A 22,232-nucleotide genomic window follows, 5' to 3' on the forward strand; every position below is an offset into this window, starting at 1 on the left:
CCGGGGCGGGGTGGGTCAGCGGACGACGCGGCCGCGCAGGACGATGCGCGACGGCGTACGGACGACGCGCAGGTCGGCGCGCGGGTCCTCCGGGTAGACGACCAGGTCGCCGAGCCCGCCCTCGACGAGCCCGGGGAAGCCGAGCCACTCCCGGGCCCGCCACGACGCCGCCGCGAGCACGTCCACGGCGCTCATCCCGGCCTGCTCGTGCAGCAGCAGCATCTCCTCGGCGGCCAGCCCGTGGTCGATGCCCCCGCCCGCGTCCGTGCCCACGTAGATCGGCACGCCCGCCTCGTACGCCGACCGCACCACGGTCGGGAAGCGGTCGCGCAGGGCGAGCATGTGGTCGGCGTACCCGGGGAACTTGGCCCGCGCCTGGTCGGCGATCCCGCCGAACGTCCGGATGTTGATCATCGTGGGGACCAGCGCGGTGCCCTGGCGGGCCATCAGGTCGATCAGGTCCAGGCTGAGCCCGGTGCCGTGCTCGACCGAGTCCACCCCGGCACGCACCATGATCTCGACGGCCGACTCGGAGAACGTGTGCACGGCGGCGCGTACGCCCGCCGCGTGCGCCGCCTGCACGGCGGCGGTCATCGTGTCCGCGTCCCAGGCCGGGGCCAGGTCGCCCACGCCCCGGTCGATCCAGTCGCCGACCAGCTTCACCCAGCCGTTGCCGGCGGCGGCCTGCGCGGCCACCGTGGCGGTCACCTCGGCGGCGCCGACCTCCACGCCGATGTCGCGCAGGTAGCGCTTCGGCGGCGCGACGTGCCGGCCGGCCCGGGCCAGCCGGGGCAGGTCCGGCTCGTCGTCCAGTTCGGGGTACGGGAACGGGGAGCCCGCGTCCCGGATGGCGAGCACGCCGGCGTCCCGTTCCACCCGGGCCAGCTCGCGGGCCTGGTCGAGGGACGTGATCGGGGCGCCGCCCCGGGCGATGCCGATGTGGCAGTGGGCGTCGGTCAGGCCGGGGAGGACGAAACCGCCGTCGACCACCGTCTCGGCGCCGGGCACCGGCTCGAACGTCACCCGGTCGCCGACCAGCCAGAGATCGCGGACCTCGTCGTCGGGGAGCAGCACACCGCGCACATGCAGAGCCATGTGCACAGTCCTACCGGATCACTCGTCCCCGGTCGCCAGCAGGTCGTTCCTCCGCGTGGTGAGCGCCGACAGGTCGACCGAGACCTTCCACGGGCGCTCGGTGACGAACAGGTCCTCGGCGTGGGCCACCTGCTCGTACTGCCGGTCCGCACCGAGCGCGTACTCGGTCAGCGTGATTCGCTCCTGGAGCGGGTCCACCACCCAGTACGAGCGGACCCCGGCGTGCGCGTAGACCCGCGCCTTGTCGTACATGTCGCGGAAGGTCGACGTCGGCGAGACGACCTCGACCGCCAGCAGCGCGTCCTCGACCGGGACTGGAGAGCGGTCGGCGTGCCTGCGGTGGATGGCCACCACGTCGGGGCGCGGCTCGTTGCGGCGGTCGACCCGCATCGACAGGTCGATGCTCACGAGGTACTCGGACGGGCAGTTGACGCGAAGCGCGAGCAGCAGCTCGACGCACAACTCCTGGTGCACGGCGGTCGGCGACGGCACGATCAACCTTCCGTTGATCAGTTCGTACGGAAGGTCCCGGGGCAGCTCGCCCAGGTCGTCGACCGTCCACTCGTGCCGTTCGGGCAGGATCGGCGCCGCGGTCATGACATCTCCTTCCACGGGGGCGATCCGACCCTAGGTGATGACCGCGTCGCCCACCGTCACCGACACGCGTCAGCGGGAGCCCTTGTCCCCCTTGCCGAGCTTGTTGAAGTCGATCTTCGGAAGCTTGAAGCCGGGCGGGAGCCCCTGGCCGGCGAGGTCGTTCGGGTCCATGCCGGCCGGTAGCTGCGGCATACCGCCCGGGAACCCGCCGGGCATCCCCGCCCCGGTACGCGGACGCCCGCCGCCCTTGGTGCCCTTGCGCTTGTTCTTCGGGGACTTGGTCGCCTTGCGCCGGCCGCCGGGCAGGCCCATCATGCCGCCCATCTGCTTCATCATCTTCTGCGCGTCGGCGAAGCGGTTGAGCAGCTGGTTGACGTCCATCACGGTCACGCCGGAGCCGTTGGCGATCCGCGCGCGGCGGGAGCCGTTGATGATCTTCGGGTTGACCCGCTCGGCGGGCGTCATCGACCGGATGATCGCGGTGACCCGGTCGAAGTGCTTGTCGTCCAGCTCGGCGAGCTGGTCCTTCATCTGCCCCATGCCGGGCATCATGGCCAGCACGTTGGCGATCGGGCCCATCCGGCGGACCGCGATGAGCTGGTCGAGGAAGTCCTCAAGGGTGAAGGTCTCGCCGCCCATCAGCTTGGCGGTCATCTTCTCCTTCTGATCGGCGTCGAAGGCCGCCTCGGCCTGCTCGATCAGAGTGAGGACGTCGCCCATACCGAGGATCCGGCTGGCCATCCGGTCGGGGTGGAAGACGTCGAAGTCCTCCAGCTTCTCGCCCGTGGAGGCGAACAGGATCGGCTGGCCCGTCACCTCGCGGACGGAGAGCGCCGCACCACCACGGGCGTCGCCGTCGAGCTTGGAGAGGACGACGCCGGTGATGCCGACGCCGTCGCGGAACGCCTCGGCGGTACGGACGGCGTCCTGACCGACCATCGCGTCGATGACGAAGATGACCTCGTCGGGGTTGACCGCGTCACGGATGTCGGCGGCCTGCTGCATCATCTCGGCGTCGATACCGAGCCGGCCGGCGGTGTCGACGATCACGATGTCCCGGGCGGCCCGACGGGCGTACTCGATCGAGTCCCGCGCTACCTGCACCGGGTCGCCCACGCCGTTGCCGGGCTCCGGGGCGTACACCTCGACGCCGGCCCGGCCACCGAGCACCTGGAGCTGCCCGACGGCGTTGGGGCGCTGGAGGTCGGCGGCGACCAGCATCGGCTGGTGGCCCTGCGCCTTGAGCCAGCGGGCCAGCTTGCCGGCGAGGGTCGTCTTACCGGAACCCTGGAGGCCGGCCAGCATGATCACGGTCGGCGGCTGCTTGGCGAACTGGAGCCGGCGCCCCTCGCCGCCGAGGACGTTGATCAGCTCCTCGTTGACGATCTTGATGATCTGCTGGGCCGGGTTGAGCGCCTGCGAGACCTCGGCGCCGCGGGCCCGCTCCTTGACGTTGGCGATGAAGCCCTTGACCACCGGCAGCGCGACGTCCGCCTCCAGCAGCGCGAGGCGGATCTCGCGTGCCGTGGCGTCGATGTCGGCGTCGGTGAGCCGGCCCTTGCCGCGGAGCTTGGTGAAGATCCCGGAGAGGCGGTCACTCAAGGTGTCAAACACGGAACATCCCGTTTGTCAGTGTTTCGGCGGGCATGGTGCGGCCGGATCCCTGGAGCACGGCCACCGCTAGGGTAGCCCGCCACCGACAGCCCGCGCTCCGCGCCAGCGCTCCCCCGCGTCCCTGCCGCCACCCACGCCACTCCGGCCCCGCCCGGCAGGATCGCGCTGTTTCCTGGACGCAGTGGCATCCCGGTCACCCGGAGGCCCCCACATCATGGTTCGAGCGCGATCATGGGTCGCGCCGGCGCACGGCCCACCGGCGCCGGCCCCGGGATTACGATCGGGTCGGCAGGGCGAGTCGCGCGACGATCTCCACGGCCACCTCGTCGGGCGTACGCCCGTGGTTGTCGACCTCGATCGTGTCGGCTTCCCGGTCGGCGAGCCCGCCCAGCTCCGCGAGCGCCCGCTCCACGTGCCGGTGGCGCCACGCCCGGGCGGCCCGCTCCACGCGGTCACCATCGATTCGGGCGCGGAGCACCGGCCCGGGCACCCGCAACACCACCTGCCGCACCGACATGCCCCGGTTCCGCAGGCCGCCCAGGATCTCCGCCCGGTAATCGGCGCGGAGCACGGTCATCGGGACCACCAACGGGCGCGCATGCCGTGCGGCGAGCCCGGCGAGACGTACCGTCCAGGTCCGCCAGGCGGCCAGATCCTGGTAGTCCCCCGTCAGCCCCGGGCGGATCCGCCGCAGCACGAAGCCGACCCACTCGGGGTCGAACCTGCGGGCCCCGGCCAGCGCACGGCACAGCTCCGCGGCGACGGTGGTCTTGCCGGCGCCGAACGCGCCGTTCAGCCAGACGATCACGACTGGACCAGCCCCGACTGGTACGCGAACACCACCAGCTGGGCGCGGTCGCGCGCGGCGAGCTTCACCATGGCCCGGCTCACGTGGGTACGCGCCGTGGCCGGGCTGACCACGAGCCGCTCGGCGATCTCGGCGTTGCTGAGCCCCTCGCCGACCAGCCCGACGACCTCCCGTTCCCGGTCAGTCAGCGTGTCGAGCCGGGGGTGGGGTCGGAGGGCCCGCGACGGCCGGGTGGCGAACTCCCGGACGACCCGCCGGGTCACCGAGGGCGACAGCAGCGCCTCCCCCTCGGCCACCAGCCGGATCGCCCGGAGCAGCTCGGCCGGCCGGGTGTCCTTGGTGAGGAACCCGCTCGCCCCGTGCCGGAGCGCGTCGAAGACGTACTCGTCCAGCTCGAAGGTGGTCAGCACGATCACCCGGGTGTCCGCGAGCCCCGGGTCGGCCACGATCCGCCGGGTCGCCTCGATACCGTCCACGCCGGGCATCCGCACGTCCATGAGGACGACATCCGGGCGCTCCCGCCGGGCCAGTTCCACGGCGGCCAGCCCGTCGGCGGCCTCGCCGGCGAGCGCCAGGTCCGCCTCGCTCTCGACGAGGGCGCGCAGGCCCATCCGGACCAGGTCCTGGTCGTCGGCTATCAGCACCTTGATCATGAGCGCTCCTCCACGGGCAGGCTCGCGTACACCCGGAAACCACCGTCGGCGGCGGGCCCGGCGTCGAACGACCCGCCCAGCGCGGTCACCCGCTCCCGCATCCCGGCCAGCCCCGAGCCGCCCACGCCGCGACCGACTCCGGCGCCGCCGCGCCCAGTGTCGGTCACCTCCACGGCCACCTCGGCGGGGGCGTAGCGGATCCGCACCGCGGCGGTCGCCGGGCCGGCGTGGCGCAGCACGTTGGTCAGCGCCTCCTGCACCACGCGGTAGCCGGCCAGGTCCACGGCGACCGGCAGCGCGCGCGGCTCGCCGCTGATCTCGACGGTGACCGGCAACCCGGCGCCGGCCAGCCGGTCGCGCAGCGCCGGCACCTGGGCCAGCCCGGGCGCCGGCGAGCGTTCGCCGCCGTCGTCGCCGCGACGGACCACCGCGAGCGTCACCCGCAGCTCGTCCAGGGCGTCCTTGCTGGTCCGGCTGATCGCCGTCAGCGCGCTCTCCGCCCGTTCCGGCTGGGTCGGCATGAGGTGCAGGGCGATCTCCGCCTGCATGTGGATGGCGGCCAGACCGTGCCCGACGACGTCGTGCACCTCCTGCGCGATCCGCAGCCGTTCCTCGTCGGCCAGCCGGCGGGCCTGCTCGGACCGGTTCCGGGCGGCGGCGTCCCGGTTGAGCCGTACGGTGACGCCCACCGCGAACGGGACGACCACCCACGCGGCGCCGGGCACGAGCCCCACCAGGCCCGGCGCGGCGCCCGCGGAGAAGAACACGTGCACGAGCAGCACGGCCAGCGCCGGACCGGCGGCGAGCGCGGCGGGCCGGACCGGCAGGTACGCCGCGACCGTGTACACGGCGACGATGAACGCCACGAGGATCGGCCCGTACGCGTGCCCGAGCACCAGGTACGCGGTCGTCGCCAGGGCGGACACCGCGAGTGTGGCCCGGGGCCAGCGGCGGCGGACCGCCACGACGAGCGCCGCCACCGCCACGGCGGCGTACGCGGCCCCGTCGGGCGGCACGGCGCCGGGCTGGTTCTCGCTCGCCGGGCCGGTGCCGAGCAGCCCCAGGAGCAGCAACAGGAGGGCGAGCACGGGGTCGAGGAGGCGGCTGCGCCACCGCACCACCCACGGTGCGGCGCCGTGCGTCCCGTCCGGGCCGGGGCGGCCCGCCACCGCCCCGGCCCGGGTGCCGCCGGGCGCAGCCGGCTGCGGGGTCTCCATGCCGTCAGAGAATGTCACGTCGGCGCAGCAACGCCCCGCCCACCACGGCGAACGCGACCAGGTACGCGGCCACCACGAGCGCCGCCTGCCCACCGCCGACCGTCGCCGCCACCCCCGGCGTGTCCGAGGCCGCGCCGAGCGCGGCGGCCAGCGAGCCCGCGTTCGGACCGGGCAGGCCCTTCTGGAGCTGCGCCACCCAGTCCAGCAGTGGGGCGGCGATGGCGGTGAGCAGGTTCTGCACGGCGAGCATCCACACCAGTCCCAGTCCGACGGGCAGGGCGACGGCCCGCAGCGCGATGGCGAGCAGCGCGCCCAGGGCCGCCCACATGGACGCGATCAACCAGCCGGCGCCGATCCCGACGGCCAGGTCCGGCACCGAGGGCCACGCCACGGGCTGGGACTCGGTGGCGGCGATCAGGACGCTCGCCACGGCGCCCGCGCCGAAGACGGCGAGGACGACGACCAGCGCCGCCACGAGCAGCGCCAGCAGCTTCCCGGCGTACACGGCCAGCCGGGACGGCCCCTGCGACAGCACGGTCTTCCAGGTGCCCCAGCCGTACTCGCCGCCGACGACGAGCACGCCGAGGATCAGCACGATCGATCCGAGGAACACCGGGAAGCCGCCGAGCGAGTTGCCCACCAACTGGTCGGGCAGCAGCATCGGCAGCGCCCGGTCCGTGTTCGGGCCGGCCGTGCCGGCCGCGTACCCGGCGTACGGGAAGACGTACGTGAACAGGAGCGCGAGCACGAGCGCGACGCCCAGCAGCAGCCAGGCCGCCGGCCGCCGCACCAACTTGACCAGCTCCGCGCGGAAGCTACCGGACATCGGTCGTCTCCTTCCCGATCAGATCGAAGAACACCTGCTCCAGGTCGCGTTCCCGGGGCCGCAGCTCCCGGACCGCCACCCCGGCCCGGACGAGTTCCGTGTTCAGCCAGGCCGCCCGGTCCGGGTCGACGGCGAGCTCCAGCGCCCCGTCCGCCACCCGCACGCGCTCCGCGCCGACGAGGGCCCGGGCGTGCTCGGCCGCGTCGTCCAGCGGCTCGGCGAGCATCCGCAGGCCGGCCGCGCCGCGCAGCTCCGCGACGCTGCCCTCGGCGATGAGCCGGCCCTGGGACACCACGCCGACCCGGTCGCAGACCTGCTCCACCTCGCCGAGCAGGTGGCTGGAGAGGAGGACGGTGCAGCCGGCGGCGCCGAGCCGGCGGATCAGCCGCCGCATGTCGGCGGTGCCGGCGGGGTCCAGCCCGTTGGTGGGTTCGTCGAGGATGAGCAGGCGGGGGTCCTTGAGCAGGGCGGCGGCCACTCCGAGCCGCTGCTTCATGCCGAGCGAGTAGCCGGCGTACCGGTCGCCGGCCCGGTCGGCGAGGTCGACCAGGTCGAGCACGAGCGGCACCCGCTCGGCGGGGGTGCCGGCGTAGCGCGCCAGCACCCGCAGGTTCTCCCGTCCCGACAGGTACGGGTAGAAGGCTGGTCCCTCGATCAGCGCGCCGACTCCGGCGAGCCGCCCGGCGGCCGGCGGCCGGCCGAACAGCCGGACGGTGCCGGCGGTGGGGCGGACGAGGCCGAGCAGCATCCGCAGCGTGGTCGTCTTGCCGGCCCCGTTGGGGCCGAGGAAGCCGTAGACCTCGCCGGCCCGCACGCTGAGGTCCAGGTCCCGCACGGCGGCCCGTCCGCCGTACCGTTTCGTGAGTCCTTCGGTCTGCACTGGCAGGTTCATGCGTCGAGCGTGCCGCCGGGACCGGCCGTGGGCGTCGCCCCGGAAGCGGCATCCGGCCTACGTTCCCGGACGTAGACGCGCCGGCCGCCGTCGTCACACCGCGGCGAGCACCGCCTGCTCCAGCCGGGCCCGGGTGGCGTCGTCCGGCCAGCCGCCGACCAGGTAGAAGGCGTCCACCACGTCCCCGCCCAGCGTGGCGATGCGCGCGGCGCGGACCTGGGCGCCCACCTCGTCGAGGGCACAGGTCACCCGGTAGAGCAGCCCCGCGGCGTCGGCGGCGCGCAGTTCCAGCAGGACCGCGTCGGTGGCCGCCTCCCGGTGCCATACGACGCGCGGGGCGGCGGCCGCGCCACGGGCCGCGAGGGCCCGCCCGCGCAGACGCTGGGTGACCGAGACGTCGCCGCCGACCGCCCGGCGCAGGTCGCCGCTGACCGCGACCGGGTCGGGCGGCAGGCCGTAGCGGGGCTGCACCCGGCACTCCACCAGGGCCCGCCCGTCGACCACGGAGGCGTCCGCGGCGACCACGTCGAGGCGGTGCAGGGCCAGGCAGCCGGCCACCGTGGCGAGCAGGCCCCGCCGGTCGGCGGCGGCGACGGCCACCCGGTCGCCGGTCACCTGGATCACCGGCAGCGGCTCGGTGAGCAGCGCCGGGTCCGGCGCGGGTGGCGCCGGCAGCGCCCCGGTGTCGAGCGCGGTACGGACGCGGGCCACCAGCTCGGCGACGAGCCGCCCCTTCCAGTCCGACCAGGCGCCGGGCCCGGTGGCGGCGGCGTCGGCCCGGACGAGGGCGTGCAGCAGGTCGAGGGTGGCCGGGTCGCCGACCGCCTCGGCCACCCCGGCGATGGTGACCGGATCGGCGAGGTCCCGCCGGGTGGCCACCTCGGGCAGGAGCAGGTGCAGGCGTACGAGGGTGCCGATCAGGGCCACCTCCGGCGGGGGCAGCCCGATCCGGGCCGCCACCGCCTCGGCGATCGGTACGCCGGCCGCGCTGTGGTCACCGGCGAGGCCCTTGCCGACGTCGTGCAGCAGCGCGCCGAGCAGGAGCAGGTCGGGTCGCTCGACGTCACGGGCGTGCCGGCTCGCCTCGTACGCGGTCTGCACGAGGTGCCGGTCGACGGTGAACCGGTGCACCGGGTTGTGCTGGGGCAGGCTGCGCAGCCGGGTCCACTCGGGCAGCCAGGCGTCGACCAGCCCGTACCGGTCGCAGGTCTCCCAGGCGGCGAGCAGGCCGGGGCCGGCGCCGAGCAGCGTGAAGAGCGCCGCCCGGGCCTCGGCGGGCCAGGGCGTGGGCGGCGGCGGGCAGTACGCGGCCAGCCACTCGCAGGTGGCGCGGGCGATCGGCAGCCCGGTGGTGGCCGCCGCGGCGGCGACCCGCAGCGACAGGCTCGGGTCCGGCCGCGCGCCGATCGCGGTGCGGGCCAGCACCAGCTCGCCGTCGTGCGCGACGACGTCCCGGGCCACCGGCCGGCGTACGGGGCGGGCGATGCCGACCCGGGTGCGTCCACCCCGCAGCCGCTCGGCGGCGCGGAAGGCGTCGTCGAGGGCGTGGCGGATCGTCCGGGCGTCACCGGCCACCCGGCGCAGCAGCACGTCGCCGTCGTGGAGGGCCGGCTCAGCGCTGTCGCCGCGCTGCGGCTGCCGCAGCCCGAGCCGCGCGGCCACGCCGTCGCGTTCCTGGGCGACGAGGCGGTCGACCCGCCGGCCGACCTGTTCGTGCAGGGCGTCGCGGACGTCGAGCAGCCGCAGGTGCGCGGCGTGGACCGCGGGGCGCAGCGCGTCGGTGACGCCGGCGGACGCGATGGCCCGCAGGACGCCGACGTCGCGCAGCCCGCCGGCGGCCTCCTTGACGTCCCCCTCCAGCAGGAAGGCCAGTTCGCCGTGCGCGCGCCAGCGTGCGGCGGTGATCTCGCGCAGGCGCGGCAGCCGGCGTACGGCGGTGCGCCGCCAGTGGTCGGCGGCGGTGCGGACGAGGGAGTCGGCGAGCGCCGCGTCACCGGCGACCAGACGCGCGTCGAGCAGCCCGAGGGCCACCTTGTCGTCGTCCTGGGCCACCGACAGCGCCTCGGCGACGGTACGCACGGAGTGGTCCAGCCGCAGCCCGGCGTCCCAGACGGGGTACCAGATCGAGGCGGCCAGGTCGTCGATTCCGGGCACCCCGGCGTGCAGCAGCACGAGGTCGAGGTCGCCGTACGGGGCGCACTGCCGCCGGCCCAGCCCGCCCACGGCGACCAGCGCCACCCCGGGACGGCGGGGCAGGAGCCCGGCGAGGAACGCGTCGTACGCGGCGGCCCGCCGGTGCCGCGCCGGCTCGCCGACGCCGGCCGGGACCACGACGCCCGGAGAGGGGCCGGCGACCCCGCCGGGCGGGACGGTCGCCCCGCCGGACGCGGCGACCCCGTCGGGCGGGCGGTCCGTGCCGGTGGGAACGGGGGTTCCCGGCACGGCGCGCCCGGCCGACGGGGTCATGGCGCCTCCTACAGCGCGTCGAGGCCGCGCTCGCCGGTGCGGACCCGGACGACCTCGTCGACGCTCGTCACCCACACCTTCCCGTCACCGATCTTGCCGGTGCGGGCGGCACCGACGATCGCGTCCACGATCTTCTCCACGTCGATCTCGTCGGTGAGCACCTCGACGCGGATCTTCGGCAGGAACTCGACCGTGTACTCGGCACCCCGGTAGACCTCGGTGTGCCCCTTCTGCCGCCCGTACCCCTGGACCTCGCTGACGGTCAGGCCGGCCACGCCGAGGGCGTGCAGGGCCTCCTTCACCGCGTCCAGCTGGTAGGGCTTGATGACCGCGGTCACCAGCTTCATGTCCAACCCCTCCATCGGAGAAACGTTAACCGGCTACCTTCTCGCTGACCGGCGCGGCGGGCTCGCCGTCGCCGGTGGCGCCGGTGGCGCCGGTGGCGCCACCGGCCGCGGGCGCCCCGATGCCGGCCAGCGCGAACGCGCCGCCGCTGCCGCCCGCCGGGGAGAGGTCGTACGCGCTCTCCGCGTGCTCGGCGATGTCGATGCCGTCGGCCTCGGCCTCGGCGCTCACCCGGAACCCGATCGTCTTCTCGATGAGGAAGGCCAGCCCGTACGCGATCGCGAAGGAGACGACCGAGACGATCAGGGCGCTGAGCGCCTGCACGCCGAGCTGGGTCGCCCCGCCGCCGTAGAACAGGCCCTCGCGGGCGACGAGGGAGCTGACGGTGCTGGTGCCGAAGAGCCCGATCCAGAGGCAGCCGATCCAGCCGCCGACGAAGTGCACGCCGACCACGTCGAGCGAGTCGTCGAAGCCGAGCCGGTACTTCAGGCCGACGGCGACCGCGCACACGGCGCCGGCCACCAGGCCGAGCAGGACGGCGGCCCAGGGGGCGACGAACGCGCAGGCCGGGGTGATCGCGACCAGGCCGGCGATCGCGCCGGAGGACGCGCCGACCAGCGTGGGCCGGCCGTTGCGCAGCCACTCGACGACGATCCAGCCGAGCACCGCCGCGCCGGTGGCGACCTGGGTGTTGAGGAACGCGATGGCGGTGGTCGAGTCGGCGGTCAGCTCCGATCCGGCGTTGAAGCCGAACCAGCCGAACCACAGCAGGCCGGCGCCGAGCGCCACCATCGGCACGTTGTGCGGCTTCATGCCCTCCCGGGGCCAGCCGGCCCGCCGGCCGAGCACCAGGGCGAGGGCGAGCGCCGCGGCGCCGGCGTTGATGTGCACGGCGGTGCCGCCGGCGAAGTCGAGCGCGCCCAGGGTGGCGCCGATGAAGCCGCCGCCCCAGACCATGTGCGCGACCGGGAAGTAGACGAGCGTCGCCCAGCCGAAGGCGAACAGCAGCCAGCCGGAGAACTTCGCCCGGTCGGAGACGGCGCCGCTGATCAGCGCGACCGTGATGATCGCGAACATCATCTGGAAGGCCATGAAGACGTAGAGCGGGATGCCGGTCTCGCCCCACAGGTCCGTCTCGGCCATGAACGTCTTGGTGCCGAGGTACTGGCCCAGGTCGCCCCAGACGCCGTTCTGGTCGTCACCGAAGGCGACGGAGAAGCCGTAGAACAACCACAGGATGGAGATGAGACCCATCGACGAGAAGCTCATCATCATCATGTTGAGGACGCCCTTGGACCGGTTCAGCCCGCCGTAGAACAGCGCCAGACCGGGCGTCATGAGCAGCACGATCGCGCTCGAGATCAGCAGCCACGCGGTGTTGCCGGTGTCGATCGTCGGTGCTTCAGGCACGCTGGCCTCCTATAGGTGAAGTTCCCTCCTTTGCGGCTTCCGGGGCAGCGTCGCCCGTACGCCGGCAGCGGAAGCCTTGTCGCCGGCTGTTTCACCCAGGGACCCCGGCCGGTTTCCGTTCCGTGACGGGTTGTTTCGTACGTGTGAAGGACGACACGCGCCCGGCGGGATGGACGGCGGCGGATCCGCCGGACGGCGAACGTCGATGGACGACCGTCCGGCGCGATCCGTCGTCGCGGCTCAGCGGAGCGCGTACTCGAGGGCGTGGCGCTCGTAGTCGAGCAGCCGCAGGTCGCGCATCGGCCGGCGGAGGTGCCCCTTGTGCACGATCCGGACGAACGCGGGATCACCGGCCGCGGCCATCCGGCGGATGCCCTCCACGTGGTCCACGATCCGCTTGCGGATGGTCCGGATCAGCCGGTGCCGGTCCCGCGGGATGAGCCCGTACGCGTCGGCGAAGAGGCGCAGCCGGCGCGGCCGGTCCGGGTGCTTCCAGCCGAGGGTGATCGAGTCCCGGTCGGAGAAGATCGGCACCCAGGTCCACGCCGCGTACGCCACGTCGTAGATCCGGGCCCCCGGCGAGGCGAGGTCGAAGTCGATCAGCCCGAGGGTGCCGTCCGGCCGCCAGATGACGTTGTGGGGCGCCGCGTCGTGGTGGCAGATCACCTCGGTGTCCGGCGGGGGCGGCCCGAACGAGCGCCACACGGCGTTCGGCGGCGGCACGAAGCCGTACTGGGCGTCGTGGAACATCCGCAGCATGGTGGCGACGGTCACCAGCGCCTCGTCGGTCACCCAGTGCGGGGCGAGCGGGTACTCCCCGCACTCCCCCTCCAGGTACGACAGGACCTCCCGGTTGCGCTCGTCCATGCCGAGCGCGCGGGGCGCGCCGGTGAACCCGACGTACTCCAGGTGACGCAGCAGGGCGTGCACGGAGGGGGTCCACGGCCCGGCGTTGCGCCGCACCGTGTCGCCGACCCGGACGACGGTGCTCACGTTCCCGCCGTGCAGCGGGATCTCCTGTGACGTCACGTACGGTCTCCCCAGGCGCTGCGACGGGTGGCTCGGGTCGCGCCACCCCACGTACGCGCGATCGTCAGTGCTCACCCGAGCCTACGCGTCCCGTGCCGCGGCTTCGGTGCCGAGCAGCGCGTCGACGAACTGGGCCGGGTCGAACGGCGCCAGGTCGTCCGCCCCCTCGCCCAGGCCCACGAGCTTCACCGGGATGCCGAGCTTGCGCTGCACGGCGATGACGATGCCGCCCTTGGCGGTGCCGTCGAGCTTGGTGAGCACGACGCCGGTCACGTTGACCACCTCGGTGAAGACCCGCGCCTGCTCGAGGCCGTTCTGGCCGGTGGTGGCGTCGAGGATCAGGATCGTCTCGTCGATCGGGCCGTGCTTCTCCACCACCCGCTTGACCTTGCCGAGCTCGTCCATGAGGCCGACCTTGTTCTGGAGACGACCCGCCGTGTCGATGAGCACCGTGTCCACGCCGGTGTCGATACCCCGCCGGACCGCGTCGAACGCCACGCTGGCCGGGTCGGCGCCCTCGGGCCCGCGGACCGTCTCGGCGCCCACCCGGCCGCCCCAGGTCTCCAGCTGGTCCGCGGCGGCGGCGCGGAACGTGTCGGCCGCGCCGAGCAGCACGCTGCGCCCGTCGGCGACCAGCACCCGGGCGATCTTGCCGCAGGTGGTGGTCTTGCCGGCGCCGTTGACGCCGACCACGAGCACCACGGCCGGCACCCCCTCCTTCGGCGCGGTCCTCAGGGAGCGGTCCAGCGTCGGGTCGAGCGCGTTGACCAGCTCGGCGGCGAGCAGCGCCCGCAGCTCCGCGGCGGTGCGGGTGCCGAGCACACGGGTGCGCTCGCGCAGCCGGTCGACGATCTCGCGGGTGGCGTCCACGCCGACGTCCGCGGTGATGAGGCTGTCCTCGATCTCCTCCCAGGTGTCCTCGTCGAGGCGGTCGCGGCTGAGCAGGCCGAGCAGCCCCTTGCCGAAGACGTTCTGGGAGCGGGACAGCCGGCCACGCAGCCGGACGAGGCGGCCGGCGGTCGGCTCCGGCACCTCCAGCACCGGTGCCGGCGCCTCCACGACGGGCGGCGGTTCGACGAGCACTCCGGTCGAGAGGTCGGCTTCGGGCGCCTCGACGGGCGGGCCGGCCAGATCCTCCTCCGCCCGTGTCTCGACCTCCGTCGTCGGCAGCGGTGGCTCCGGGCGGCGGCGCAGGCGCGGCACGACCAGCCCGAGCGTGCCGAGGATCAGCACACCGAGCAGGACGAGTGCGATGAGGAGGTAGTCCATCATGCCGAAATCCTGTCAGATGCGGCCGGCGGCGTCCCAGCCACCGCACCCGGCAACCCCTCCGAAGCGGCGGTAGCCTAGATCACAGCCAGCAGGGGTGCGACCGCCGGCCGGGTAGTAAGGATGAAGCCCGCTCACGATCCGGAGGTCCGTCATGCCCGCCGCAGACCTGCTCATCGGCCCGCTGCTGCGCCGGGTGGCGGGCACGCGGGCCACCGTCTGGGTCGAGACCGCGGCGCCCGCCGTGGTCACCGTCCGCACGGCCGACGGCGCCTCGGGCAGCGCGCCGACCTTCACGGCGTACGACCACCACTACGCGCTGGTGGTGGTGGACGGGTTGACCCCGGACAGCGCCACGACGTACGAGGTGCTGGTCGACGACGAGGTCGTGTGGCCGGTGCCCGACTCCGGGTTCCCGCCCAGCGTGATCCGTACCCGGGCCGCCGACGACCGGGACCAGCCGGTCCGGCTGCTCTTCGGCTCCTGCCGGGAGACCACCCAGCACGCCACCGCCCGCCGGCTGCCCCCGGACGCGCTGGACGCGTACGCCCGTCGCCTGATGGCCGACTTCGCGCCGGCCGCGCTGCCCGACCTGCTGGTGCTCCTCGGCGACCAGGTCTACGCGGACGTCACCTCGCCCACGGTGCGCCGGCTGCTGCGCCGGCGGCGGCGCCGGCCCCGGGGCGCCCCGGCCGACCAGGTGGTGAGCTTCGACGAGTACACGAAGCTCTACCTGGAGTCGTGGCGCGACCCGGAGATCCGCTGGCTGCTCTCCACCGCGCCGAGCGTGATGATCTTCGACGACCACGAGATCATCGACGACTGGAACACCTCCGCCGCCTGGCGGGCCGACGCGCGGCGGCAGCCGTGGTGGGCCGAACGGATCGGCAGCGGCCTCGCGTCGTACTGGGTCTACCAGCACCTGGGCAACCTCGCACCGGACGAGGTCGCCGCCGACCCGGTGTTCGCCAAGGTGACGGCCGCCGAGGACGCCACCGGGGTGCTGCGGGAGTTCGGGCAGCGGGTCGACAAGGAGTCGGACCTCGCGCACGACACCGAGCGGTGGCGTGCCGTGCAGTACCAGTGGAGCTACGCGCTGGACCTGGGCCGGACCCGGCTGGTCATGCTCGACAACCGGTGCAGCCGCGTCCTCGACCCCGGCAACCGGGCGATGCTGCCGCCGGGCGAGTGGTCCTGGTTCCTCGACCAGGTGCACGGCGTGTACGACCACCTCGTGGTCGGCGCGTCCCTGCCGTGGCTGTTGCCGCCGGGCATCCACCACGTCGAGTCGTGGAACGAGCGGCTGGCCGACTCCCGGCGGCCCTGGGTCGCCCGGGTGTCGGAGAAGCTGCGCCGCGCGCTCGACCTGGAGCACTGGGCGGCGTTCCGGCGGTCGTTCGAGGCGCTGGCCGCCACGTTCGCCCGGATCGCCAGCGGCACCCCGGGCCGGGTGGGCGATCCGGTGGGCGCCGGGCCCGCGTACGCCCCGCCGGCGTCGATCAGCGTGCTCTCCGGCGACGTGCACCACTCGTACGTGGCCCGCGCCCGGTTCGACGACCCGGCCGTGACGACGCCGGTCCACCAGCTCACCTGCTCGCCGATCCACAACCAGGTGCCGGCGGGGCTGCGGCCGCTCATGCGGCTCGGCTGGTCGCCCGGTCCCGCGGCGGCGACCGCCGCGCTGGCCCGCTCGGCCGGCGTACGCCGGGCCGGGGTGCGCTGGCGCAAGCTGGCCGGCCCGTACTTCGGGAACGCGGTGGCCACGCTCGTGCACTCCGGGCGCAGCGCCGAGGTGACCATCGAGGGCACCACGGCGGACGGGCACCTGCGCCCGGTGATGCGCCAGCGGCTCACCGGGGCGGTGTGAGAGCGGCACCGTACCCTCTACGGGGTGGACGAGCACGCGGAGACCCTGCGGGCGGTCGAGCACGAGCTGACCGCCCTGCTGCGGCGCGGCCGCGCGGTCTCCTGGGAGGTCGCCCGTGAGGTGCACCCGAACCTCGAACCGAACGCGTACGGCCTGCTGCTCTGGCTGCGGCGCTCCGACCGGATCCGGCTCACCGACCTGGCGGCGCGGCTCGGCATCGGCAAGGGGACGCTGAGCCGGCAGATCCGCGCGCTGGAGACGCTGGGCCTGGTCAGCCGCACCCCGGACCCGAGCGACCGGCGTGCCTCCCAGCTCAGCCTCACCGAGGAGGGCCAGCGGCGTTTCGACGCCGCGCGGGCCGCGCGGCTGGAACACATCCGGCGGGTCCTGGAGACGTGGCCCGCGGCGGACGTGGCGGAGTTCGCGCGCCTGCTGGGGCGGTTCAACGACGCGTGGCCGTGACGTGCTCCACGCCCGGTGAGCCCGCGTGCCTGGGAATGGTCCGGACATCCGGACGGTTGTTGCTTCGGGCAACCAAATGGCAGGGTGGGACATGGCCACCGTGATGTTGTCGACGCGCCGGCACAACGACGGCTCGCCCGGCGTTGGCACCGGATGGGAGCAGGCGTTGCGGCCCGCACCATATCGATGGACGATCACATCCGAGGGAGGGGTCGTGGGCCAGCGCAGTGAGCGGATCATCAGGAACCGCGCGGCCCGACCCCGTGACGGCGCCCACCGGAGGGAGGCGGCATGAGCGTCGGAGCCCCCGACCGCGAGGAGTACGGCCCGCAGGCCCGACCGCTGCCGTTCGAACGCGGCACGGACGGCCCCCGGGTGGTGCTGGTCGGCGTGGACGGCACCCGCACCTCCGAGCGGGCCGGCTGGTACGCCGCCGGGCTCGCCCGCCGGCAGGGCGCCGCGCTCGTGGTCGTCTTCGTGAGCGCGCCGACCGGTTTCGCCGCCATGATGCCCGGCGTGGACGCGGGCGCCGTGCAGCAGGCGCAGGACGAGCTCGCCGCGGAGATCCGCCGCGACATCCGGCGCGGGGCCAAGGAGCTGGGCCTGCCGATCACGTTCGTCTGCCGGCGTGGTGACCCGTACGTCGAGCTGCGCGACGCGGCCGACGAGTTCCAGGCGGACATGGTGGTGGTCGGCGCGTCCGAGCAGGCGGGGCACCGCCTCGTCGGGTCGGTGGCCACCCGGCTGGTCCGCACCGGCCGCTGGCCGGTCGTCGTGGTGCCCTGAGCGGGCGCGGAACCGTCGCGGCGCCCTGACGGGCACGAAACGGACGGGAGGCGTCGACCGTCGCGCCGTGCCGACAAACCCGTCGCGTTTCGTCAGGGGTGCGGGCGAGGATGGCCGGCATGACGTGGACGGCACCGGCGATCACCCGGACCCCTGAGATCAGCGTCGGCGACGAGCGCCCGATGCTCGAGAGCTGGCTCGACTACCACCGGCAGACCCTGCTGCTCAAGTGCGCGGGCCTGACCGCCGACCAGTTGCGTACGCCCAGCGTCGAGCCCTCCGGGCTGACGCTGCTCGGCCTCGTCCGGCACCTGGCCGAGGTGGAGGCCTGGTGGTTCCGGGAGAACTTCGCGGGACAGCGGGTGGACTACCCCTACTACACGCCCGAGCACCCGGACGCCGACCACGACGTCAGCACGGCGGACGCCGAGGCGGACTTCGCCACCTACCACCGCGAGGTGGAGCTGGCGCGGGCCGCGGTGGCCGGCCGGTCGCTCGACGAGACCTTCACCGAGGTGGGCCCGAAGCGCCGCACGTTCAACCTGCGCTGGGTCTACCTGCACATGATCGAGGAGTACGCGCGGCACAACGGCCACGCCGACCTGATCCGCGAACGCATCGACGGCGTCACCGGCGAATGACCGCCGGTGGGCGAGGTGGCCGCCCGAGTCAGTACGCCAGCGCCGCCCGCAGGTAGCGCAGATCGGCCGCGCCGGTCCAGCGGTGCGCCGAGAGGCCGGCGGCCCGCGCGCCGCGTACCGACCAGTCCTCGTCGTCCACGAACAGCACCCGGTCCGGCGGCGTGGCCACCGCCTGGCACGCGACCCGGAAGTACTCCTTGGCCGGCTTGTTCACGCCGAGCCGGTACGAGTTGACCACCGCGTCGAACTCGCCGGCGAGGCCGAACGCGGCGAGGTCGTCGTCGAGCAGGTCGGTGGCGTTCGTGGCGAGACCGACGCGGATGCCACCGGCCCGGGCCTCGCGGACGAAGCCGAGCACGTCGGCGTCCACCTCGCCCCGGTACCGCTGCCACTCGTCCACCGCCGCCCGGGCGCGCTCCGCGCCGCCCGCCGGCTCGGCCAGCGCCTCGGCCACACCGGCCATCCAGTCGGCGTGGCTGACCTGCCCGGTGAGCGCCGGCTGGAGGCGTCCCCACTGCATCGCCGTCTCCAGCAGCGCACCCTCGGCGAGGCCGTAGCGCCGCTCCACCCCCGCCACGACCTCCGGGTCCCAGCGCCGCAGGACGCCGTCGAAGTCCACGAGGAGCGCCGTCGCGCGTTCCCGACTCACCCGTCCTTCTCCTGCCCGTCGTCGGCCCGGTTGAGCCGCTGGCTGATCACCTGGGTCACGCCACCGCGCATGGTCACCCCGTAGAGCGCGTCGGCGATCTCCATGGTCCGCTTCTGGTGCGTGATGACGATCAGCTGGCTCTTCTCCCGCAGCTGGGCCAGGAGCGTGATCAGCCGACCGAGGTTCACGTCGTCGAGGGCCGCCTCCACCTCGTCCATGATGTAGAACGGGCTGGGCCGGGCGCGGAAGATCGCCACGAGCATGGCCACCGCCGTCAGCGACCGCTCGCCGCCGGACAGCAGCGACAACCGCTTGATCTTCTTGCCCGGCGGCCGGGCCTCCACCTCGACGCCGGTGGTCAGCAGGTCGTCCGGGTCGGTGAGCACGAGCCGCCCCTCGCCGCCGGGGAAGAGCACCTCGAAGACCTGCTCGAACTCCCGCGCCGTGTCCGCGAACGCGCTCGCGAAGACCTCGAGGATCCGGTCGTCGACGTCCTTGACCACGGTGAGCAGGTCCCGCCGGGTCGCCTTGAGGTCCTCCAGCTGCTCCGAGAGGAACTTGTAGCGCTCCTCCAGCGCGGCGAACTCCTCCAGCGCCAGCGGGTTCACCTTGCCGAGCAGGGCCAGCTCACGCTCCGCCTTCGCGGCCCGCTTCTCCTGCACGGGGCGCTCGTAGCGCACCGGTTCGGGCACCGGCAGGCCGTCCCGCTCGGCGGCGGCGACGTCGGCCTGGGTGGGCGGCACGGGCTGGTCCGGCCCGTACTCGGCGACCAGCGTCTCCACGTCCAGGCCGAAGTCCTCGGCCGCCTTCGCCTCCAGCTGTTCGATGCGCAGCCGCTGCTCGGCGCGGGCCACCTCGTCCCGGTGCACCTGGCTGGTCAGCCGCTCCAGCTCCGCGCCGAGCCGCTTGGCCGCACCGCGTACCTCCTGGAGTTCGGCCTCCCGGGCGGCGCGTTCGCGCGCCACCGCGTCACGCTGCTCCTCGGCCGTGGCGATCGAGACGGTCAGCCGGGTGAGGGCCTCCCGGGCCCCGCCGGCCACGGCCCGCGCGATCGCGGCGCCGCGCGTGCGCGCTGCCCGCCGGGCGGCGGCCCGCTCCCGCGCGGCCCGCTCCGCGGCGGCCTGCCGGCGCAGCGAGTCGGCCCGGCCGGCGATCGACGCGACCCGCTCCTCGGCGGTACGCACCGCGAGCCGGACCTCCATCTCGTTCTGCCGCGCCTGCGGCACCATCGCGGCGAGCTGGTCCCGCTCCTCGGTGGAGGGCTCGGCGTCGACCGGGGTCTCCTCGGCCAGCCGCAGCCGCTCCTCCAGCTCGGCCAGGGCCAGCAGGTCCCGTTCCCGGGCGGCCTCGGCGCGGGCCCGGGACTCGCCGAGCCGCTCGCACTCGGCCTTCGCCGAACGCGCCGCCGCGCCCAGCTCGGCGAGGCGCCGGGCGGCCGCGTTGCGGTGGCTCTCGGCCTCCCGCTTGGCGGCCGCGGCGTGCTGCACCGCCTCCTTCGCGGTGGCCACCTCGGCGCGCGCGTCCACCAGTTGCTCGCGCAGCTCCGCCGCGGTCTGCTCGGCCGCGATGCGGTTCGCGCGCGCCTCCTCGACGGCCGCCTGCACCTCGATGAAGCTGGGTGCCTTGGCCGACCCGCCGGCCGCCGCGTACGCCCCGACCACGTCACCGTCGGGCGTCACGGCGCGCAGCTCGGGGTTGCCGGCGACCAGCTCGGCCGCCGCCGCGAGGTCGTCGACGAGCACGACGTCCCGCAGCGCCCGGTAGACCGCCGGCCGCAGTTGCTCGGCGCACTCCACGAGGTCCGGTGCCCAGCGCGCGCCGTCGGGCAGCTTCGGGCGCAGCGCGTCCGCCGGGCCCTCCATGCCCGGGCCGGCGGGGCTGCCGATGAGGAGCCCGGCCCGGCCCGCGTCGGAGATCTTCAGCAGGCGCATCGCCTCGACGGCCTCGTCCACCCCGGTCACGGCCACGGCGTCGGCCAGGCCGCCCAGCGCGGCGGCGAGGGCCGCCTCGTGCCCGGGTGCCACGGTGAGCAGCCCCGCGAGGCTGCCGAGCAGGCCCGGCACCTCGTTCGCCTTGGCGAGCAGGGCGCCCGCGCCGTCCTTGCGGCGCAGGCCGAGGGCGAGCGCCTCCTCGCGTGCCTTCCAGGTGGCCGCGTCCTTCTCGGCGGCGCGCTCGGCGTCGGTCAGCGTGCGGACGGCCGCCTGGGCCCGCTCGTGCACCGCGACCGCCTCGGCGTGCCGTTCGTCCAGCTCGGCGTTGTCCCGGTCCGCCTCGGTCGACTGGGCCGCCACGGCGTCCAGGTCGGCCTGCGCCTTCTCGGCCCGGGCCAGGGCGTCGGCGTGCGCGGCGGCGAGCCGCTCGATCTCCTCGCCGGCACTGGTGGTACGCGCACGCGCCGAGTTGACCTGGCCGGTCAGGCGGGCCAGCCCCTCGCGCCGGTCGGCGATCGCCTTGGCGGCGGCCACCAGTTCCCGCTCCGCGGCGGCGAGCTGCCGCTCCAGCTCCTGCCGGTGCTCGACGGCCTCGGCCAGCCGGATCTGGTCGTCGGTGAGCGCCGCCCGCAGCTCCTCCTCCTGCTCGCGGACCCGCTCGGCCTCGGCCTCCAGCTGGTCCGGGTCGCGGCCGGGCCGCTCGTCGTCCGGCGTCGCGCTGAGGTGGCGCAGCCGCTCCCGGGCGAGCTGCTCGATCGAGCGGAACCGCTCCTGCAGGGCGGACAGCTTGTACCAGGTGTCCTGTGCCGCGGCGAGCAGCGGGGCGTCCTCGGCGAGGGCCGCCTCCAGCTCGGCGAGGCGCCGCTGCACCTCGGCGTGCTCGGCCTCGACCTGCTCGCGCCGCTGCCGTACCGCCGTCTCGTCGGCGATCTCCTTGTCGAGGGTGGCGCGCAGTGTGGCCAGGTCGTCGGCGAGCAGCCGCAGCCGGGCGTCCCGCAGGTTGGCCTGGATGGCGGCGGCCCGGCGGGCCACCTCGGCCTGGCGTCCCAGCGGCTTGAGCTGGCGGCGCAGCTCGGTGGTGAGGTCCGTGAGCCGGTTGAGGTTGGTCTGCATCGCGTCGAGCTTGCGCAGCGCCTTTTCCTTGCGCTTGCGGTGCTTGAGGACGCCCGCCGCCTCCTCGATGAACGCCCGCCGGTCCTCCGGCTTGGCGTGCAGCATGCCGTCGAGACGGCCCTGCCCCACGATGATGTGCATCTCCCGGCCGATGCCGGAGTCGGACAGGAGTTCCTGGATGTCGAGCAGCCGGCACGAGTTGCCGTTGATCTCGTACTCGCTCTCGCCGGACCGGAACATCCGGCGGGTGATCGACACCTCGGTGTACTCGATGGGCAGCGCGCCGTCGGTGTTGTCGATCGTCAGGGTGACCTCGGCGCGGCCCAGCGGCGCCCGGCCGGCCGTGCCGGCGAAGATGACGTCCTCCATCTTGCCGCCGCGCAGCGCCTTGGCGCCCTGCTCGCCCAGCACCCAGGCGATGGCGTCGACGACGTTGGACTTGCCGGAGCCGTTCGGGCCGACCACACAGGTGATCCCCGGCTCCAGCTTGAGCGTCGTCGCGGAGGCGAAGGACTTGAATCCCTTCACCGTCAGGCTCTTGAGATGCACCTTCTCGATCCTC

The 22,232-nt window shown here is 74.4% G+C and carries 19 protein-coding genes; 4 read left to right on the forward strand and 15 right to left on the reverse strand.

Annotated elements, in window-relative coordinates; genetic code table 11:
* Window positions 1–15: 15 nt before the first annotated feature.
* The 13 genes from D7I43_RS11785 to ftsY all read right to left on the reverse strand — a co-directional run bounded on the left by D7I43_RS11785 (window position 16) and on the right by ftsY (window position 14,224).
* On the reverse strand, window positions 16–1,095 hold the full coding sequence (locus tag D7I43_RS11785; protein ID WP_120328498.1) for an amidohydrolase family protein: 1,080 nt from the start codon (window positions 1,093–1,095) through the stop codon (window positions 16–18).
* Between the two features lie 18 nt (window positions 1,096–1,113).
* Entirely contained in the window at window positions 1,114–1,692 is a 579-nt protein-coding gene (locus tag D7I43_RS11790) for a Uma2 family endonuclease (RefSeq protein ID WP_120328499.1), read from the reverse strand.
* A gap of 69 nt (window positions 1,693–1,761) precedes the next feature.
* Entirely contained in the window at window positions 1,762–3,306 is a 1,545-nt protein-coding gene (gene ffh, locus D7I43_RS11795; RefSeq protein ID WP_120328500.1) for a signal recognition particle protein, read from the reverse strand.
* A 274-nt stretch (window positions 3,307–3,580) separates the two neighbouring features.
* Window positions 3,581–4,114 carry a P-loop nucleotide/nucleoside kinase family protein gene (locus tag D7I43_RS11800; protein ID WP_120328501.1) on the reverse strand — a complete coding sequence of 178 codons (534 nt, stop codon included), beginning with the start codon at window positions 4,112–4,114 and terminating at the stop codon, window positions 3,581–3,583.
* Entirely contained in the window at window positions 4,111–4,767 is a 657-nt protein-coding gene (locus tag D7I43_RS11805) for a response regulator transcription factor (protein WP_120328502.1), read from the reverse strand. The genes D7I43_RS11800 and D7I43_RS11805 overlap by 4 nt, the downstream gene beginning before the upstream one ends.
* The gene (locus D7I43_RS11810; RefSeq protein ID WP_120328503.1) at window positions 4,764–5,984 is read right to left on the reverse strand and encodes a sensor histidine kinase; all 1,221 of its coding nucleotides are present in this window, start codon (window positions 5,982–5,984) and stop codon (window positions 4,764–4,766) included. The genes D7I43_RS11805 and D7I43_RS11810 overlap by 4 nt, the downstream gene beginning before the upstream one ends.
* 4 nt (window positions 5,985–5,988) lie before the next feature.
* Window positions 5,989–6,810, reverse strand: a complete 822-nt coding sequence (locus tag D7I43_RS11815) for an ABC transporter permease (RefSeq protein ID WP_120328504.1) — start codon at window positions 6,808–6,810, stop codon at window positions 5,989–5,991.
* Entirely contained in the window at window positions 6,800–7,702 is a 903-nt protein-coding gene (locus D7I43_RS11820; protein ID WP_120328505.1) for an ABC transporter ATP-binding protein, read from the reverse strand. The genes D7I43_RS11815 and D7I43_RS11820 overlap by 11 nt, the downstream gene beginning before the upstream one ends.
* Before the next feature lie 93 nt (window positions 7,703–7,795).
* Window positions 7,796–10,168, reverse strand: coding sequence for a [protein-PII] uridylyltransferase (locus D7I43_RS11825; RefSeq protein WP_120328506.1), 2,373 nt, complete (start codon window positions 10,166–10,168; stop codon window positions 7,796–7,798).
* A gap of 8 nt (window positions 10,169–10,176) precedes the next feature.
* Window positions 10,177–10,515 (reverse strand): P-II family nitrogen regulator, encoded by a 339-nt coding sequence (locus D7I43_RS11830; protein WP_174242592.1) that lies wholly within the window; start codon window positions 10,513–10,515, stop codon window positions 10,177–10,179.
* A gap of 25 nt (window positions 10,516–10,540) precedes the next feature.
* A complete protein-coding gene (locus D7I43_RS11835; protein ID WP_120328508.1) occupies window positions 10,541–11,923 on the reverse strand; it encodes an ammonium transporter in 1,383 nt (460 codons plus the stop codon).
* Between the two features lie 240 nt (window positions 11,924–12,163).
* Window positions 12,164–13,003 (reverse strand): phosphotransferase, encoded by an 840-nt coding sequence (locus tag D7I43_RS11840; RefSeq protein ID WP_240032932.1) that lies wholly within the window; start codon window positions 13,001–13,003, stop codon window positions 12,164–12,166.
* A gap of 30 nt (window positions 13,004–13,033) precedes the next feature.
* Window positions 13,034–14,224 (reverse strand): signal recognition particle-docking protein FtsY, encoded by a 1,191-nt coding sequence (gene ftsY, locus D7I43_RS11845; protein ID WP_120328510.1) that lies wholly within the window; start codon window positions 14,222–14,224, stop codon window positions 13,034–13,036.
* A gap of 151 nt (window positions 14,225–14,375) precedes the next feature.
* On the opposite strand from ftsY, the gene D7I43_RS11850 reads away from it, so the two are divergent.
* From D7I43_RS11850 to D7I43_RS11865, 4 genes are all read left to right on the forward strand, one after another.
* On the forward strand, window positions 14,376–16,088 hold the full coding sequence (locus D7I43_RS11850; protein WP_120328511.1) for an alkaline phosphatase D family protein: 1,713 nt from the start codon (window positions 14,376–14,378) through the stop codon (window positions 16,086–16,088).
* Between the two features lie 24 nt (window positions 16,089–16,112).
* A complete protein-coding gene (locus tag D7I43_RS11855) occupies window positions 16,113–16,550 on the forward strand; it encodes a MarR family winged helix-turn-helix transcriptional regulator (RefSeq protein WP_120328512.1) in 438 nt (145 codons plus the stop codon).
* Window positions 16,551–16,841: 291 nt separating this feature from the next.
* Window positions 16,842–17,336, forward strand: coding sequence for a universal stress protein (locus D7I43_RS11860; protein ID WP_120328513.1), 495 nt, complete (start codon window positions 16,842–16,844; stop codon window positions 17,334–17,336).
* A gap of 119 nt (window positions 17,337–17,455) precedes the next feature.
* Complete coding sequence (locus tag D7I43_RS11865; RefSeq protein ID WP_120328514.1) at window positions 17,456–17,977, forward strand: DinB family protein; 522 nt, start codon at window positions 17,456–17,458, stop codon at window positions 17,975–17,977.
* Window positions 17,978–18,005: 28 nt separating this feature from the next.
* On the opposite strand, the gene D7I43_RS11870 is transcribed toward D7I43_RS11865, so the two are convergent.
* The gene (locus D7I43_RS11870; protein ID WP_120328515.1) at window positions 18,006–18,626 is read right to left on the reverse strand and encodes an HAD-IA family hydrolase; all 621 of its coding nucleotides are present in this window, start codon (window positions 18,624–18,626) and stop codon (window positions 18,006–18,008) included.
* Window positions 18,623–22,219: a chromosome segregation protein SMC gene (gene smc / locus D7I43_RS11875; protein ID WP_120328516.1), complete on the reverse strand. Its 3,597-nt coding sequence runs from the start codon at window positions 22,217–22,219 to the stop codon at window positions 18,623–18,625. Before smc ends, D7I43_RS11870 begins: the two co-directional genes overlap by 4 nt.
* Window positions 22,220–22,232: the final 13 nt, after the last annotated feature.

It is taken from the genome of Micromonospora globbae (assembly GCF_003610785.1).
GTDB classification, from domain to species: Bacteria; Actinomycetota; Actinomycetes; order Mycobacteriales; family Micromonosporaceae; genus Micromonospora; species Micromonospora globbae.